Source organism: Chitinophaga sp., from assembly GCF_036569185.1.
Classification (GTDB): domain Bacteria; phylum Bacteroidota; class Bacteroidia; order Chitinophagales; family Chitinophagaceae; genus Chitinophaga.
The window spans coordinates 1-17,682 of sequence record NZ_DATCRD010000082.1 but is presented as its reverse complement, the minus strand read 5'-3'; the positions used below and the strand labels follow the sequence as shown (position 1 = coordinate 17,682).

16 protein-coding genes and 2 tRNA genes are annotated in these 17,682 nt (G+C 44.7%); 8 read left to right on the top strand and 10 right to left on the bottom strand.

Annotated elements, in window-relative coordinates:
• Both VIM72_RS06385 and VIM72_RS32385 read left to right on the top strand, forming a co-directional pair.
• Window positions 1–709, top strand: a 709-nt coding sequence (locus VIM72_RS06385) for an NmrA family NAD(P)-binding protein (RefSeq protein ID WP_332002030.1), incomplete at its 5' end; no start/stop codon positions are given.
• 154 nt (window positions 710–863) lie between these two features.
• Window positions 864–1,142 (top strand): recombinase family protein, encoded by a 279-nt coding sequence (locus VIM72_RS32385; protein ID WP_414648961.1) that lies wholly within the window; start codon window positions 864–866, stop codon window positions 1,140–1,142.
• Between the two features lie 136 nt (window positions 1,143–1,278).
• Here VIM72_RS32385 and VIM72_RS06380 read toward each other — a convergent pair whose 3' ends face one another.
• From VIM72_RS06380 to VIM72_RS06355, 6 genes are all read right to left on the bottom strand, one after another.
• The gene (locus tag VIM72_RS06380; protein WP_332002029.1) at window positions 1,279–1,791 is read right to left on the bottom strand and encodes a DUF2220 domain-containing protein; all 513 of its coding nucleotides are present in this window, start codon (window positions 1,789–1,791) and stop codon (window positions 1,279–1,281) included.
• 258 nt (window positions 1,792–2,049) lie between these two features.
• Complete coding sequence (locus VIM72_RS06375) at window positions 2,050–2,676, bottom strand: DUF5710 domain-containing protein (protein WP_332002028.1); 627 nt, start codon at window positions 2,674–2,676, stop codon at window positions 2,050–2,052.
• A gap of 189 nt (window positions 2,677–2,865) precedes the next feature.
• The gene (locus tag VIM72_RS06370) at window positions 2,866–3,663 is read right to left on the bottom strand and encodes a Fic family protein (RefSeq protein WP_332002027.1); all 798 of its coding nucleotides are present in this window, start codon (window positions 3,661–3,663) and stop codon (window positions 2,866–2,868) included.
• Between the two features lie 123 nt (window positions 3,664–3,786).
• Window positions 3,787–3,872 (bottom strand) — tRNA-Leu (locus tag VIM72_RS06365).
• Window positions 3,873–3,889: 17 nt separating this feature from the next.
• A tRNA-Gly gene (locus VIM72_RS06360) sits at window positions 3,890–3,962 on the bottom strand.
• Between the two features lie 116 nt (window positions 3,963–4,078).
• Complete coding sequence (locus VIM72_RS06355; RefSeq protein ID WP_332002026.1) at window positions 4,079–4,912, bottom strand: hypothetical protein; 834 nt, start codon at window positions 4,910–4,912, stop codon at window positions 4,079–4,081.
• A gap of 138 nt (window positions 4,913–5,050) precedes the next feature.
• Here VIM72_RS06355 and VIM72_RS06350 point away from each other — a divergent pair, with 138 nt between their 5' ends.
• The 3 genes from VIM72_RS06350 to VIM72_RS06340 all read left to right on the top strand — a co-directional run bounded on the left by VIM72_RS06350 (window position 5,051) and on the right by VIM72_RS06340 (window position 7,493).
• On the top strand, window positions 5,051–6,034 hold the full coding sequence (locus VIM72_RS06350) for a DUF3667 domain-containing protein (RefSeq protein WP_332002025.1): 984 nt from the start codon (window positions 5,051–5,053) through the stop codon (window positions 6,032–6,034).
• Between the two features lie 9 nt (window positions 6,035–6,043).
• The gene (locus VIM72_RS06345) at window positions 6,044–6,823 is read left to right on the top strand and encodes an enoyl-CoA hydratase-related protein (protein WP_332002024.1); all 780 of its coding nucleotides are present in this window, start codon (window positions 6,044–6,046) and stop codon (window positions 6,821–6,823) included.
• A gap of 145 nt (window positions 6,824–6,968) precedes the next feature.
• Window positions 6,969–7,493 (top strand): hypothetical protein, encoded by a 525-nt coding sequence (locus tag VIM72_RS06340; RefSeq protein ID WP_332002023.1) that lies wholly within the window; start codon window positions 6,969–6,971, stop codon window positions 7,491–7,493.
• 42 nt (window positions 7,494–7,535) lie between these two features.
• Here VIM72_RS06340 and VIM72_RS06335 read toward each other — a convergent pair whose 3' ends face one another.
• Window positions 7,536–9,806, bottom strand: coding sequence for a Tex family protein (locus VIM72_RS06335; protein WP_332002022.1), 2,271 nt, complete (start codon window positions 9,804–9,806; stop codon window positions 7,536–7,538).
• A 241-nt stretch (window positions 9,807–10,047) separates the two neighbouring features.
• Between VIM72_RS06335 and mazG the strand changes: the two genes are divergently transcribed.
• Window positions 10,048–10,818 (top strand): nucleoside triphosphate pyrophosphohydrolase, encoded by a 771-nt coding sequence (gene mazG, locus VIM72_RS06330; protein WP_332002021.1) that lies wholly within the window; start codon window positions 10,048–10,050, stop codon window positions 10,816–10,818.
• Between the two features lie 22 nt (window positions 10,819–10,840).
• On the top strand, window positions 10,841–14,659 hold the full coding sequence (locus VIM72_RS06325; RefSeq protein ID WP_332002020.1) for a sensor histidine kinase: 3,819 nt from the start codon (window positions 10,841–10,843) through the stop codon (window positions 14,657–14,659).
• Between the two features lie 269 nt (window positions 14,660–14,928).
• On the opposite strand, the gene plsX is transcribed toward VIM72_RS06325, so the two are convergent.
• From plsX to VIM72_RS06310, 3 genes are read right to left on the bottom strand one after another with little or no spacing between them, the layout of a single operon-like run.
• Complete coding sequence (gene plsX, locus VIM72_RS06320) at window positions 14,929–15,888, bottom strand: phosphate acyltransferase PlsX (protein ID WP_332002019.1); 960 nt, start codon at window positions 15,886–15,888, stop codon at window positions 14,929–14,931.
• Window positions 15,889–15,935: 47 nt separating this feature from the next.
• On the bottom strand, window positions 15,936–16,130 hold the full coding sequence (gene rpmF / locus VIM72_RS06315) for a 50S ribosomal protein L32 (RefSeq protein WP_079473289.1): 195 nt from the start codon (window positions 16,128–16,130) through the stop codon (window positions 15,936–15,938).
• Between the two features lie 12 nt (window positions 16,131–16,142).
• Window positions 16,143–16,685 carry a DUF177 domain-containing protein gene (locus VIM72_RS06310; RefSeq protein ID WP_332002018.1) on the bottom strand — a complete coding sequence of 181 codons (543 nt, stop codon included), beginning with the start codon at window positions 16,683–16,685 and terminating at the stop codon, window positions 16,143–16,145.
• 243 nt (window positions 16,686–16,928) lie between these two features.
• On the opposite strand from VIM72_RS06310, the gene VIM72_RS06305 reads away from it, so the two are divergent.
• Window positions 16,929–17,682 (top strand): PAS domain S-box protein (locus VIM72_RS06305; RefSeq protein ID WP_332002017.1); only part of this gene is annotated, 754 nt, incomplete at its 3' end.

The following is a 17,682-nucleotide window of genomic DNA, read 5'->3' as shown; positions in this document are numbered from 1 at the left end:
TGCTTCTATGATAAGAGCTTTTGAGGGTGTTGATAAACTGTTACTGGTTTCCAGCAACGACCGTCAGGCCGTTGAAAACCGTACTAAGCATCACAGAAATGCTATAAAGGCGGCTCAGGAAGCTGGCGTAAAACACATCATTTATACATCATTTGTAAGACAGCCGGGATTTGAGAAGTCAGCCATAGCCGGTTTCCAGAATTCTCACGTTGAGTCAGAACAGTATTTGAAGGAAAGCAGTATGGAATATACTATACTCCAAAACGCTATTTATGCCGAAATGATCCTGGCTTTTATTGGTGATAAAGTTATCGAAAATGGAACCATTTTGTTCCCGGCGGAATCAGGAAATGCAAGCTGGGTATTGCGGGATGAACTGGCAGAAGCTGCAGCTCAGATTTTAGTTACTGATGGGCACTCCAACAAAACCTATACCCTAACTAACACTGAATCAGTGGACTTTAAAACTATAGCCCAACAGATTTCGGAGATAGTAGGTAAGGAAATTACTTATCAATCTCCTGGAATCGATGAATTTAAGGCCATTCTTGGAAATGCCGGAGTTCCGGATATGTATATTGATATGTTTATAATGTGGGCTAAAGCTGTGGCTCAACATACAATGGATAAAACTGATGATACTTTAACCCAATTTTTGGGCAGGAAGCCAACAACTGTAAGGCAGTTTTTGAAACAGGTATATGGTTGAGCGATCAACAGAAAGCATTGCTGAAACTGCTTTCCCGCCAACTTCCGTACAGCACTGGAAGCAGGGCGTATGGTAAACCTGACGCCATTCGGCTATAAGAACGCCAGGGATGAACAGGGGAATATAATAGTTATCGACCCGGTTAAGAGCAAAATTGTGGAGAAAATTTTTGCGGACTTTTTTGCACGGTGTTTCTATAGCCAGCATCCTGAAATTCTTTACCCGACGGGGATTCAGTCTGAAAAGCCAAAGTGCTGTTAGTTGTATTTTGTTGAATCCTGTTTATGCAGGTCTTCTGAAGGTCCCGGCGGGCAATAACCAGCCGGAGAAAATGGTTCGTGCTATCCATACGTCAATCCTTAGCGAGGTGGTCTACTTGCAGGTAAATGAACAGATGATAGGCAGAACCAGGGGGAGCGGTACCGCGTCCTGAAGTACCTCTTCGTGGGATACTGCGTTGTACCTGCGGTGCTGTCAATTGCTGGATACAATATGTTTAGCTAATATGTCATTTGGAACGGATTACTTCATTTAATTGAATTAGATTTTATCTCACGTTCCATTAGCTGCTAATTTAATTTCTGTATAGATTGTTGGACAAACTGTTGAGAGATCCTTTCTTGTTCTAATCGTAGTTTTTGACTGACGATATAGTGATATAATTTTCTTTCATCCGGTGTAAGGTAGTTTAGTGTCCTTATTTTTGGACTATTTGCAACTACAAAGTTTTCAAAAGATTCAAATGTCTTGATATCCATTAGAAAGCTGGCGGTATTTGGATAGTATTGACGAATCATATTTAACATTTCAAATCCTGCCCCGTCTAGATCAAACCAACAGTAAATATCTGTATTGTGCAGCCAGGGGATATGTTTAGTTAGACTGCTTTTAAACCCTTCTCCAAAGATGACTATAGCGTCTTTGATCTTGGGAAATGTTAGAAAGCAGGTCTTATTTTCAATTATACAAACTTTTGATGGAGTCCATTTTAACCATGCAACATCGTCTAATGGAAGACTACATTCTTCATAACCAAGGTAAGGTTTGTATACGGAGCTCTGTGTTTTCTGTACTTTGCTCAATTATTTTTTTAAGCTTAAAGAATATATCCCTAAACCTACTATTAGCTCCAATATGATCCGGTCGGTCTAGGCTTTCCAACCAGTCAAATACTTTAATTGTATATCAACATTAATAAATATAGGCATTTGCCCATTCGGGGCAACCGGTCCAGTAATTGTTCTGTTAACCGTAGTACTGGTATTCGCAGTTTGGTTATTGAAAGATGGATTGACAGAGAGATTTCGATTTAAGTTATTTTTTATAAAGAATATTTAAGTTTATTCCGCTTCTTCAAAACCATCCCAATAGTATTCTCCCTCATAAATACCTGAGTCAATATAATAATCAAATCGGAGTGGCAGTTGTTCCATTTGTTTTCCCCGAAACAAGGTTCGCTTTTCATTTAAATAACCACCAAATACATAGGAACGATCTATATTATAGTCATCTCCCTGTATTGTTTCACAATGGATGCATGTATTGAGCCATAACTGTTTCCTTAATGTTTTATGGTAGGTGTTTTTAAAAAAGGGATATTGGTCGTGCATAATTGCAGCAATGACATCATCTACCAATTTAATATTTACAAAGAAGACAGGATAGTTACGCATTTCCCAAATAGGTGCTGAAAAAGGAGAACCGAAAACGCTGGTAATATAATTTCTTGCTCCAAGTCCTATAAGCGGAGTTTCTTTATGACATTTCCAACACTCTCTTTGACTCTTGGCGATTAGATAAGGATACTTAACAAACGTTCCGCCATTTCGTGGTAGCCATGCATTAAATGGATTAATATCAACAATATGGTCTGGTATAACCCAGGTACCAACATCTGGAACCCATCTTGCACCTAACTTCTTTGCATCATCTTTCTGAAAATAAGGAACATTGAGTTGTATGGGCATAACAAGGGATTTTACAATAATGGAAGTTACAAAAAAATGGATTCGGAAGGTACGGAAGCGATATGACATACAGCCTCTTTCAGCAATTTCCTGAACGTCAGTTCTGATGATGTTCCCCAGATGGGAGTTGAACCCACACTCGCATTGCTGCGAACGGGATTTTAAGTCCCGCGTGTCTACTTTAAAACTTTAACCCCTATGCTCCAGCACAGCTTTGCTCAACATCAGCAGAAAGGGTATAGCTGCACTGTAGTTTAGTATGTCATATTCAAGCCCAAGTAATCTGATATTGCTGTAGTATTTCTGGTGATGCAGGTAATAATATTTTTCAGACTGTACAAACCACGCTTTTGGTCCCAGCTGTTGTGCCAGAAACCATTTTTCCAGTAATCTGGCACTTCTGCCGTTGCCATCATTCCATGGGTGTATCTTCACAAAAACAAGGTGAATCATGCTGGAAAAATAAAAAATCTCCTGTATGTCCAAATTTTGTTTCATCAGGAAGGCAATGTCACCGTATAGTTTTTCCATTTCAGCATTAACTATAAATGGTGAAGCGGCGACATACTCAATTCTTCCATCCTCTGTGGTGACATACATGTTCTGATTTCTGAAACGTCCCTGCCAATTGCTGGATACAATATGTTTAGCTAGTATGCTGTGCGCCTTGGAGATATTCTCTTTAGTGGGTATATGATCTTTGGCAAATTGATAGGCAAGATATAAGTCATCAATTTTCCTAGTATAATCTGGCTGAAATTCAATGCCAAACCGTTTATGTTTTATATAAGAATCCAACTCGACAGGCTCGCCTTCGATTTTACTGGAATATACTGAAGCGACCGATGTATAAAAACTGAAATTACCATTGGATAATTCGGCATCCTCTAATGCTGAAAAAGTAGTAGCAAGTGCTTTTGCATCAACCTGACTCTTGAATTGTTGCAGTAAGCTATCGTCTATTATTTGAAGCTGGTAACTACTCATACGAAGCAAAAAGTGAATTAAAGGAAAAATCTACCAACAGAAATATAGCCAATCTTATACAAACAAAAAAGGCACCGCTCTCGCGATGCCTTTAATATTTTCAGAACGCCAGTTCTGATTTTGTACCCCAGATGGGAGTTGAACCCACACTCGCATTGCTGCGAACGGGATTTTAAGTCCCGCGTGTCTACCAATTCCACCACCAGGGTCTGTAGGGAATAATCAGAGCGAAAGACCGGGCTCGAACCGGCCACCCCGACCTTGGCAAGGTCGTGCTCTACCAAATGAGCTACTTTCGCATTATTTTAAGAACTTTTTTCGTTGGGATTGCAAAGATAGCAATCTTTTTGAAGCTGCAAAATTTTTCTGGTACTGAATTAAAATATTTTACGAATTCTGTTTTTTTTAACTACATCTAAGGATTCAGCTCATAGGCATATTTCACCATACCCATTAACTCCTTCCCTTTGCCATAGCACGTTTCACTCAAAGGTAAACCATTCGGCTGATATTCATATTGCCAGATCGTATACGACGACGTTTGTGCGTTCACGGTAGTCATTTTCACCAGCTTTCCCTGCGCATTATACTCAAAGATATAGTCCGGCAACATACGCTTTTTCGCAGGCTGATAACGGTATACATCTGTCAGTCGACCTGCTTTGTCGTAGTTATAATACACCCTGGTGCCACGGCGCTTATCCAGCTCTTCAATCACATTGCCGGCGCTGTCTGTTTTAAAAGCCACTATGGTAGAATCCCCGCCCTTGCGCTGTATCAGCTGCTGCAAATGCCCGGCGCTGTCGTAACGGTAAGTCCGGCTTTCATCAAAACGCAGCTTGCTGTCGCGCGCTGTGGAAGTGCTGCTGATATATTGCAAACGTCCGCCTTCATCATAACGGTACAATGTAGTAGTAATGCTGGCGCCGGAGCTGTCCACGGTTTTGGTCAGCAGCCCTTTGGCGGAAAAAGTAGAGGTCATGGCGGAATAACCGGTGGAGCTGGATTGTGTTTGCGCCTTCATTTGCCGGTAGGTAGGGTTCAGGTTACGTTCACAGCGGAAATCCCGGTCCGGCTGCATATCGGCATCCAGTGTCAGTACCTGCTGGGTCTTTACCTTGTTCTCCTTCAGCAGCGCCATGGTGGCTATTGTTTGCTGTGTATTGTAAATATCCTGGAAGTAATATTGACTAAAACCACTGGTCGCAAATGCCAGTATCACCAGTGCCAGTAGAATCGTTTTCTTCATGCCCGTTAAATCGCTGATTTTGGAATGTTCAAAGGTAAAACGCAAAAATCATATTAAAATTTTTTAGCCGGACTTTATCGGGCATATTTCGTCTTTTCTTTTTACCTTCCTTGTTACAACCAAAAATATCTAAATCTCTTGAAATCACAACCTTTACGCAAGGAGAAGAACTGCCTCAACTGCGGAACAGAAGTCCCTGAACGTTATTGTACACACTGCGGGCAGGAAAATGCGGTACCTCATGAAACATTCGGCCACCTGGTGAAACACTTCGTGGCAGATATCTTTCACTATGATTCCCAGTTCCTTACCACCCTTAAATACCTCCTTTTCAGACCAGGCTTCCTTTCACGGGAGTATATGGCCGGTAAAAGAGTACGTTACGTAAACCCCATAAAGCTCTATGTTTTTATCTCTTTCGTCTTCTTTTTTGGCCTGTTCTCGCTGCAGCACAATAACGAAAAGGAGCCTGTTGCCGCACATGCCGTAACCCGGGAAAACGATGAAGATTCCCTGAAAACAAGTGTTGCCGCCCGGGAAGATGCCCTTTCTTCTGATTCATCTTCTTCCGGTAAAAAGGAGCGCATAAGCACGAATATCAATGACTATGAAACAGTGGAGGAATTTGATGCGAAACAACAACTATTGCCGGACTCAGCACGGTTTCACGGTATGGAAAAAATCATATACCGACGGCTCATCGGCATCCGGCAGAAACACGGGACAAACGTAAAAGAGGCCATTATTGAGATCTTCAATCACAATGTGCCCAAGCTGATGTTCATCCTGTTACCGATTTTTGCCTTATTTATGACTTGGATGTACAGGGGCAGAAAATGGCTCTATACCGATCATGCTATTTTTGCCATTCACTTACATTCTTTTGCTTTTATCATCGGACTTGCCGGTCTTACCCTGGAAGCTGTTTTTCATAACGATGCGTTTATGACTACCGGCTGGTGGCTGATCTTCATTTACCTGGTGCTGGCCCTGTGGAACAATTACGGCCAGAGCTTCCGGAAATCCCTGCTGAAGGCAACTTTACTGGGCTTTGCCTATCTGCTTACAGCCGGCATCGTATTCCTGGCTTACATTGTCCTGATTTTTACGATATTTCTTTAACTTTAAAAGATGCAACCGGAATTTATTATCATACACCAGCAAGTGGCGCCCTATGTAGCCCACATTCAATTGAACCGGCCCAAAGAACTGAACGCATTGAACCTGCAGCTTATGGGCGAGCTGAGAGATGCATTGAAACTGCTTGATGCGGATGATGAAGTAAGGGCTATAGTGCTCAGCGGTAATGAGAAAGCCTTCGCCGCCGGCGCAGATATTAAGCAGATGGCCGGGCAGTCGGCGATCGATATGTACAACATTGACCAGTTCAGTACCTGGGATACTATTAAAAAAATAAAGAAACCCATTATAGCTGCTGTAAGCGGCTTCGCCCTCGGCGGTGGCTGCGAGCTCATGATGCTTTGCGATATGATCGTTGCCAGCGAAACAGCCCGCTTCGGTCAGCCGGAAATAAAGCTGGGCATTATGCCCGGCGCCGGTGGTACCCAACGCCTTACACGTGCAGTAGGGAAGGCCCTGGCGATGGAGATGGTGCTCACCGGCCGCTTCATTACCGCCGAAGAAGCCCTCCGCGCAGGTCTTATTAACCGTATTGTTCCCGTGGAGCTTTTTCTCAAAGAGGCCATTAAACTGGCCGCAGAAACAGCTACCATGAGCCCGGTAGCCCTTAAAATGGCAAAAGAAGCCGTTTTAAAGGCTTTCGACACCAGCCTGGAAGAAGGATTACATTTTGAACGTAAAAATTTTTATCTTCTCTTTGCATCTGAAGATCAGAAGGAAGGCATGCATGCGTTTATTGAAAAAAGACCGCCTGTATTCAAAGGAAAATAGCACGGAACTTTATTGAAAACCATTAGACTTTTTTATTATTTGACTTGTTAACCTTCCACTGATAAAATTTATGTTGTTAACTGCCGGGAAAGTGGTGCCCGATAGTTGTTGTACGCCCCGTTTGTATAAAATTAAAAATTTAACCATGACTGCGAGAAGGATTCCTGTTGCATCACTTTTATCGTTCACTTTCTGTGCGTTCGCCTGTAACGGCCCTGCCCAGAAGGCAAGGGCCATTATACTGGCCGACCAGGCCAACCTGCCACCAACTGATACCATGATCGCCGGTGGCGATACTATACAAACAGACATGATAGCTTCTTGGAACAGTTTCCTGCAATTCAATGGCAAATACGCCCTGGAAAGCGGCCTTTTTGAAACCGAGCCGCTGAAAAGCAGGTTAACTGCACTGATAGGCAAAGCCCGCAAATCTTTTTTTGAGCGACTAAAAGTAACACCGCCTATAGAAGTGGAAAATAAAATACTTTTTAATGAAGGTTATATGCCCGGCAAATCAGGTTACGATGAAGCCGTGATTGCCATTGATATGGACCGGGATATTATTTACATCGGTTTCACCGTAAACAGGGAGCTGATGCTCTTCAGCGAAAAAGGAGATACCGACTACCCGGAAAAGTTCCTGCAGTGGATGCAGAAATATGAACGCTGAAAGTAAAAAGGAAGACCGCCGGGTCTTCCTTTTTACTTTATCTTAATTAAACTTGTTCTTCAATGCTGCCAGCTTAGCCTGGAAGTCGTTCAGCGGCGCCTCTTTGATTGCCGGCCTGTTAGGCTTCTTTTGCTGGTGCTGATCGCCGCGTGAATCTCTTCCTCCCTGCTGACGCGCTCCACCGCTTTTCTCATTGTCTTTCATCGACAAAGAAATACGTTTACGCGCCACGTCAATTTCCAGCACGGTTACCTGTACTTTCTGATTCAGTTTTACCGCTTCATTCGGATTGCTGATAAATTTATTGGAAAGATGGGAGATATGCACCAATCCATCCTGCTTTACGCCAATATCCACAAATGCACCAAACGCAGTGATGTTGGTCACTACGCCCGGCAGTACCATACCCGGCTTCACGTCCTCTATTTTATGAATGCCTTCGGCATATTCAAAAATAGAGATCTCATCGCGCGGATCGCGGCTCGGTTTGGCCAGCTCTTTCAAAATATCTTCCAAAGTAAGCAAACCTACTTCAGGGCTTACATAATCTTTAGGATTGATCTGCTTCCGCAATTCTTCTTTTGCCATCAGGTCCTGCACAGTGCTGTGCTGCTTCTCGGCCATTTCTTTAACCAGGTCGTAGCGCTCAGGATGCACCGCAGAATTATCCAGCGGGTTGTCGCCATTTTCAATACGTAAAAAGCCCGCGCACTGCTCAAACGCCTTATCACCTAAACGGTGCACTTTCTTCAGCTGCATACGGTTGCTGAATGCGCCGTTCTCTTTACGGTACTTCACAATGTTCTCGGCAAGGGAAGGGCCCAACCCGGAAATATAGGCCAGCAGGTGCTTGGAGGCAGTGTTCAGGTTCACGCCCACGTTGTTCACACAGCTTACCACTACGCGGTCAAGGCTCTGTTTCAATGACGACTGGTTTACATCATGCTGGTATTGGCCCACGCCAATTGCTTTCGGATCTATCTTCACCAGCTCCGCCAGTGGATCTATCAGCCTGCGGCCAATGGAAACAGCCCCACGCACGGTTACATCATGATCAGGAAATTCTTCCCGCGCTACTTCTGAAGCGGAATATACAGATGCGCCGCTTTCATTCACCATGAATACATTGATCTTTTTACCAAAATCAATTTTCTTCACAAACTCCTCTGTTTCACGGCCCGCAGTGCCATTACCAACTGCAATGGCCTCAGTATTGTATTTTGCAGCCCACTTCTTCAGCAGGGCTTCCGCATCATCTCTCTTGTAATTTTTTTCCAGGGGGAAAATAACATCATTGTCCAGCATGTTGCCCTGGTTATCCAGCGCTACCACTTTACAACCTGTTCTGTAACCCGGGTCAATGGCAATAACGCCTTTAGGGCCCAGCGGTGCTGCCAGTAATAACTGGCGCAGGTTTTCCGCGAACACTTCAATCGCTTCCTGGTCTGCTTTTTCTTTGGCCGCGGCCCTGAATTCGTTCTCCAGGGATGGGCGCAGCAAACGCTTGTAAGCATCCGCAGCTGCTTTGGTAACCTGTTCTGCTGCTTTGCCTTTGCCTGTTACAAATTGTTTGTTGATCAGTGCATTTGCCTCTTCCTCCTCCGGTGCAATAGAGCTGAACAAAATACCTTCGTGTTCAGCCCGCAGTATGGCCAGCACCCGGTGGGATGGCATCTCCCGCAGGTCTTCTGAAAACTCGAAATAGTCTTTATATTTATCGCCTTCGGCTTCTTTTCCTTCTACTACTTTGGAAGTGAGTTTGGCAGTGTTGGAAAACAGCTTACGCAGCCTGTCGCGGCATTCTGCATTTTCGTTGATCCATTCTGCAATAATATCGCGCGCACCTTTTAATGCCTCCTCAGAAGTAGCTACCTGCTCATTGATAAATGTTTCCGCCGCCGCAATATCGCCGTCCTGTTGTTCAAACAGCAGGGTGGCCAACGGTTCCAGCCCTTTTTCAATAGCCACCGTGGCGCGGGTTTTACGCTTGGGCTTATAAGGCAGGTAAATATCTTCCAGTTCAGCCAGTGCCCAGGTGTCTTCCAGTTTGGCTAACAACTCGGGCGTCATTTTTTCCTGTTCTGTGATCGTTTTGATAATAAAATCACGACGGTCATCCACCTCCTTATAGCGCTTCTGCAGGTCTTCAATACGGCCTATCTGCACCTCATCCAGGCTGCCGGTTACCTCTTTACGGTAACGGCTGATGAAGGGAACCGTAGATCCTTCAGATAACAGGGCCATCGTGTTTTCTGCCTGTTTACCGGAAATACCCAGCTCCGATGAAATAAGCGCAATGTGTTTCGGATTCATAAATCAATACATTTTGGGATTTTTTGATGGCCGGACAACAGCTTTCGTAACCACAAATCACTGCTCCCGGATCATGAAATCGCTACCTTTTAATAGCTCGCAAATGTAACTAAAATGGCCTTTTTACCAAGAAAAAGTATTCCCCATTTTTATACGCCTGCATCTGGTTCCCGGGGCCCGTTCCTGCCCGGATTCATCTCTGAATATCAAAATCCCCAAATGATCCCTATTTTTACAAAATATGGAAAAGACAGCTACATTCGATCGCCTCCTGCAGATCATGGACGATTTAAGGGAAAAGTGCCCCTGGGACCGCAAGCAAACCATTCAAACGCTTCGCCAGCTCACCATCGAGGAAACCTATGAGCTGGCAGATGCCATTACGGAGGAAGACTGGAAGTCCATCAAAGAAGAACTGGGCGATATCCTCCTTCATATTGTTTTCTACGCCAAAATAGGCTCGGAACAACAGAAATTTGATATCAACGACGTTATCAACGGCGTATGCGATAAACTCATCCACCGCCACCCGCATATTTATGGCGATGTACAGGCGGAAACGGAAGAACAGGTAAAACAAAACTGGGAAAAGCTCAAATTGAAAGAAGGGAAGAAATCTGTGCTCAGTGGCGTTCCGGTGTCGCTGCCCGCCCTGGTAAAAGCTATGCGCCTCCAGGAAAAAGCAAAACAAACCGGGTTTGAATGGGATAATACCGAACAGGTATGGGACAAGGTAAAGGAAGAAGTAGATGAACTGGAAACTGCGGTTAAAAGTGGGAATGTTAATGATATGGAAGATGAATTTGGCGACGTGATGTTCTCTTTGGTGAACTATTCCAGGTTCCTTAATATCGATGCGGAAAATGCCCTCGAGCGCACCAATAAGAAATTCCAGCGCCGCTTCCAGGCCATGGAAGCACTGGCGCTGGAACAGGGCCGCACCCTCAACGACATGACCTTAACGGAAATGGATACACTCTGGAACAAGGTGAAAGCCACAGAGCAATTGTAAATCTCTCTTTAATACAACCGGATTGATCGATACTAAAGAAATACGGCTTTTTTTCCTGCGACATGGCTATCTCCTGATCATTGCTGCCTGGTTGTTCACCTTCGCTTTCCTGTTCAGCAACTACTGGTCTTACTACTCCTCCCCGCAGGGCGTGAAACGCAGCATGGAAAAGAGTATCCATCAGCGGGAAAGAACGTTCGAAAAACTGGCGGAAGATACAGCTATCACCAGTTCCCTCTTCCAGCGCAGCTACGACCAGGAAACGCTGGATAAACTCACCGGCATGGAGTATTACCTCTTTGCCTACGATTCCAACAGCACCGGCACCTGGCTTACTTTCTGGAACACCAGCCAGGTACAGCCGGAAGAACCGCAAGCCACACTGGAAGAAGGAGAGCGGTTCATGAAGCTGAAAAACGGCTATTATGAGGTCATTACCCGTAAGGTAAAATCAACCCCGGGCCGGGCCCGGTACCTGGTGGCGGCTATCCCTGTCCGCATGGAGTACGCCATTAAGAACAACTACCTGGTCAATCACTTCTACAATAAAGAAGAACTGGGGGAAGAGTACAGCATCCTCCGGGAACAACCGGAACTGCTGGTGTCGGAACATATCATTCTCCCGGTGGTCAACGGTAAAGGCCGGACGTTATTTTACCTCGATTATAACGCCGGTATGCACGTGCATCCTTCCAATAACCTGAGCATACTGTTGCGGATACTGGGCTGTATCTGCGTGCTCATATTCCTGAACCTTTTCGCTACCCTGCTGGCTAAAACCACCAATCCGCTGTACGGCTTCCTGTTCCTGTTCCTTATCGTATTCGGGATGCGGGTGCTCAGCTACGTATACCCGTTCCCGTTTAACCTGAAAGAGCTGAATATCTTCGATCCCAGGATCTATGCAAAAGATGAGATCTTTTACTCGCTTGGCGACCTGCTCATCAACGTATTGCTTACTTTCTGGATGATCCTCTTTTTCCGGGAGCACGTAAAAACCATCAACCCGCCGGTACTAAAAAAACGATGGGCGCAAAGCCTGGTGATCATCATTGCCAGCCTCATACTCTACATTGTAGAACAGTTCCTGGCAGATCTTATCCAAAGCCTTGTAATAGACTCCAAGATCTCTTTTGATGTAACCAATCCTTTCAGTCTTACGGAATACAGTATCATTTACAGCATCATTGGCTTCATGGTACTGGGTTTCATCTCTTTCAGCTTTTTATTCTTTTCCCAGATCATCAACTACCTGCTGAATGAGCTTACCAATTTCCAGTACCGCACCAAGTATATCTGGCTGGCCGCTGTGGGCATTATCTGGCTGCTGTTCCGTATCCATAATCCCGAGCTGCCTTTCTCTGTTACAATGGTGATATGGCTGCTGCTGTACATCGTACTGCTCGATTTCCTGGCAGACCGGTTTGAAAGCAGTATGGCTACCGTGCCTTTTTTATTCTGGCTTTTCCTGCTCACTATCACCACCTCCGGTGCACTGGTGCATTATAATAATCATAAGGAGCTCTTTGCCCGCCAGAAGCTGGCAGAAGACCTGTCCAAACAAAAAGATCCTTACCTGGAAATGCTGCTGAATGATATCGGTAAAAAGATAGAGCACGATGAGGCTATCCAGTATTTTTTCCAGGACCGCAGCAGCAGGATACATCGCAAAGCAGCATTCGACAGCCTCCTGCAGAAGTATTTCCAGGGCTACCTGAGCAGGTTCCGCCTGAATATTTATGCCTATGACGAAAACGGCGCCTCCCTGTTTTCTACAGATACCGTTAGCCTGCTCACTTTTAACCGGCAGATATTTACTGAATCAGAAGCCTCGCCGGCACTGGTACCCGGTAACGATCTTTATTATTACGAGCGCAGTTTCAACGATTACAGCTACATCGCAAAAAAAGAATTTCATAATACCAATGGAGAAGTAAGCGGCTGGCTGGTATATACGCTGGCGCCCAAACCGGTAAGCAGTGAAAGATTATACCCGGAACTGCTGGTGGAAGGCGATATGAGCGATCCCGGCCGCGAGTATGCAGGTACCTATTCATATGCTGTATATGATAAAGGTATCCTGGTAACAAACAACAACGATTTTCCTTTCCCTGTCCGTTTGTATGCTCATGAGCTGCCTGCGGCAGATGTAAGCATAAAATCCATCAAAGGTTACTCAGAACTGATCTACAAGGCCACTCCTGAAAAGGTGGTGATGGTGGTAAAGGAAAACAGGATGTTCGTGGAATTCATCACGCTGTTTGCCTACATGTTCTGTTTATTCCTGCTCATCATCGCCGTGTACAAGGCGTTCGACCTGCTGATCAAAGCAAGGATGCGGCTCAGTAATCTCCGCGCGCTGATCGATATCAGTATCCGCAAAAAAGTACATGGCACCATTATTTTCGTTGTTATCTTCTCTTTCCTGATACTGGGTATTACCACCATCAAATTCTTTATCTACCGCTCTGAAATGCAGAACCGGGAACGGCTCAGCAAAACAATGAGAGACGTAGCCAAAGACGTGGAAAAGGTATTCGAGAACCAACGCGACCTGGACCAGGTAGGGGATATGTATGATTCGGAACTGGTGAAAAGGCTCAGTACTTCCCTGTCGGATATTGCCAATGAAAGAGCGCTGGACATCAACATCTATGACCGCGATGGTAACCTTCAGCTGACCACCCAGCCGATGATGACCGACAAAGGCCTGATCTCCACCAAGATTGATCCGCAGGCATTCTACAGTTTATACCGGATGGAACAGATCCAGTTTATCCATACAGAATATATCGGGGTAATGCCATTCCTGTCGGGTTATATGCCTTTGCGCAATCATGATACGCATGAAGTGATCGCTTATCTTAACGTTCCTTATTTCGCTACGCAAACAGAGCTGAACCAGCAGATCTCTAACTTCCTGGTGGCCCTGATTAATTTCAATGCCTTCATTTTCCTCATCGCGGGAATGGTAGCGTTGCTGATCACCAACTCTATTACCCGTTCCTTCTCGCTGGTAACGGAGAAGCTCAGGCATGTGAACCTTGGTCAGCGTAACGATGAAATAGAATGGGATAAGGATGATGAAATTGGTGCGCTGGTAAAAGAGTATAACAAGATGGTACGCAAACTGGAAGTGAGTGCGGTGCGACTGGCAAAAAGTGAAAGGGAAGGGGCCTGGCGTGAAATGGCAAGGCAGGTAGCCCATGAAATCAAGAACCCGCTCACGCCTATGAAGCTAAGCATTCAATACCTCCAGCGGGCTATCGCCGGCGATTCGCCAAATGTGAAGGAGCTGTCGCGCAAAGTGGCCGGTACGCTTGTAGAACAGATCGAGCATCTCTCCAATATTGCGTCCGATTTCTCGGCCTTTGCCCGGATCGGTGAACCGAACAACGAAGAGTTCCTGCTTAATGAAGTACTGTATTCCCTTACTTCATTATACCAGGGACATGAGGATTGTGAGGTAACCTATGTGCAGCCTGCGCGTGATTTTTATTTGTATGCAGACAAAACGCAGATGAACAGGTTATTCACCAACCTGCTGCTGAACGCTATCCAGGCCATCCCCGACGACCGTAAAGGACAGATCGTGGTACGGATGCAGCTAACATCCGACAGCCACGTTATTGTAAGCGTATCCGACAACGGGGAAGGTATTTCCACGGAAGTGCAGTCCCGCATTTTTGTTCCCAACTTCACCACTAAATCATCCGGTACCGGCCTGGGCCTGGCCATGTGTAAAAACATTGCCGAGCAGGCGAGGGGGGAGATCTGGTTTGAAACCAAGCTGAATGAAGGGACCACTTTCTATGTAAAGTTGCCACTGCTGGGGCATTAATGCAGCGGAGTTTGTCTGACTCAGGATTATGATGATTTTGCTGATTAGTTGATTTTATTCTTTTGGATTTTTAAAGGATTATAAAAGATTCAGGGAGATAAAAGCGAATATATTATCCGCTTTTATCTCCCTGAATCCTTTATAATCAAAATGATCAAATCCATATAATCAGCAAAATCATCATAATCCTGAGTCAGACAAACTCCGCGCAAAAAAAGACGCCCTGGAATTCCAGGGCGTCTTTAAAATATTTTTTTCTGCGTCTTTTTCTATTGTGTATCGTCTTTAGCGACTACAAAGCTTTCTTTAATTTTCTCCAGCAGTTTGCTTTCGATCATTTGCTGCGACAGTTGGATCATGTTTTTGAAGGCTGTTTCCCGGGAAATACCATGACCAATAATTACTGGTTTGGAAACGCCTAAAACGGGAGTACCGCCATATGATTCAGAATCAAATTTCTTCATGTAATCATCCTGGATATTGCGTCTTAATGCAATTTCATGGAATGATTCGGCCATCTTGAGAACGATGTTTCCGGTAAAGCCTTCACACACAATTACATCCGCTTTTTCGGAGAAAATGTCTCGTCCTTCAATATTGCCAATGAAATTAATTTGCTTGCTTTCTTTTAACAGCGGGTAAGTTGCCTGCGCAAGCAGGTTGCCTTTGCCTTCTTCTTCGCCGATATTCAGTAAACCAACTTTAGGATTTGGTACCTGAAGAATATGTTTGGAATATAGGGATCCAAGAAGGGCAAATTGGGCCAGGTTTTCAGGTTTGCAGTCGGCGTTGATACCTACATCAAGCAAAAGGCCGTACGTACCGTTTTCACGGGGTACCAGAGTAGATATAGTAGGACGTTGCACTCCTTCTATGGCTTTAATGGAATAATAGGTGCCTACCATCATGGCGCCGGTATTACCTGCGCTGATGAAAGCATCTATTTTTTCATTTTTCAGTAAATGAAAACCGATAGAGATGGAGGATTGTGGCTTCTCTTTCAGCGCCTTGGTAGGGTGTTCATCCATCCCGATTACCTGGGATGAATGAACAACTGAATATTTTGATTGGTCCAGCTGTGCCGCTGCTAATAACGGAGTTAACTGTTGCTCATCTCCAATTAAAACCAGGTGCACTTCAGATGCAACAGTGTCTAAATATAATTTTACTCCTTTTACTGCTTCTGCGGGCGCGAAATCGCCACCCATCATATCAAGCCCGATTCTCATGTAACTCAAGGTTTGTCTTGTTAGCTCGGGTAAAAATAGTAAAATAATTATTTAGCTGCGCTCTGTTTTTCCAACACTACTTTTCCTCTGTAGTACAGTTTGTTTTCCACCCAATGAGCACGGTGTCTCAGGTGCACTTCACCGGTTGCGCTGTCTGTGCTTAATGTATCCGCTACCGCCTTATAATGCGTTCTTCTCTTTGCTGATCTTTGCTGAGAATGTCTGCGTTTAGGATTTGGCATTTTATTTAATTTTTAATTGTCCTTAAATTTATCCAACCCTTTCCAGATTGGGTTATCGTTTTCTTTTGCCTGCTGGTTCATTTGCTCCAGCATTTCAATCACTTTCGGATTACAACCGCTTTTGCCATTGGCATCGTCAGGATGTATCCTTTGCATTGGAATGCTCAGGTGAATGAATTCGTATATATACTCTGCCACGTTCAAATGGCTTTCTGTTTTCAGTATATACGATACATCCGGATCTTCTTCTTCACTTGCCAGCTCTTCAGGGTTGTCCACCAGTTTTACAATCTGGTTAAAATCATCCCACAGCTGCATCTCAAAGGGCTCTCCGCACCGGTCGCAGGTAACTGTTACCTTGCCGCCTATCGCAAATTTCAGTAAGAAAAAGTTACTCTTCTTGTCTAAAGTGAGATTTACACTCACTTCACAATTACTGAAATCCCTCGGCTCCTCGAAATTATCAAAGAAACGCTCTCCGATTGCATACTGAAATGAATGTTCCCCTGGGTTTAATCCTACAAAGGCTATATCAAATTCGCGGAGTGGTTTCATATCAATATCCTCACTTTTAGAGGGATGCAAAGGTAATTAAATATTTGCAATTGCAAAAATTTCATAAATTTGTTCACTAACGATATCTTATTTATATATATATTTATATCATAAAATATCAGCCATATTGATGTGGTGAACATCCAGGCGTGAGGCGCAAAGGTACGTAATTAGCTTTTATCTTATACCGGATTTTCACAATTAACGATTTATTGAAAACCCGTATCCCCATTCCATCAGCAAATGAAGGCCACAGGAAGATACAGTAAGAAAATAACTGCTACTGATAGTACCGGCGTGCCGCTGAACGGGGTACCGGATATCTTTTCCTTGCCCATAACAGCCTGGCTCAACAGCAACAGCGCCGGGCTATTGGTAACCAATGAAAAACACCGCTGTATATGGGTAAATGACGTCTTCAGCCGTTATATGGACGGAAATACTCCTGTTAACTATACTTTTCCTGAACTGATCCGCTATTTTAAGCCTATGGTGGCCGATCACCTGCCGCTGGAATCAAAAATGAAGGCCCTCCGCCGGGAAAAAAAGCCCTGGTTTGGATGGGAAGTCCCCTTCCGGAACGGGCAGATCTGGGAAATCAACTATCTCCCCGTTTTCAACGGTAAAGCTTTCAGCGGCAGCATCTGGCAGGCGGTTAATATCACCCGCCGGCATAATGTCCGGGAAGAGATAAAACGTAACGAGGAAAAGTTCAGGGTGATCCTCAATAACCTCAATGTGGCTATGTGTGAAACGGATGTACAGGGAAATATCACCCGCGTTTACGAAAGCTTCTGCCGCCTTTCCGGCTACAGGGAGGACGAGTTGATCGGTAAAAACATCACCGATGTGTTTGTGCCGGAAGATAACCGGGCGTACGCCCGCGCCCTCCGCAAAAAACGCCTGGAGGAGAACATGCCCCTGGTATACGACATGGAAATAAAGCTGAAAGATGGCTCCAACCGCTGGATCCTCGCCAGCTCCGCCAATATATACG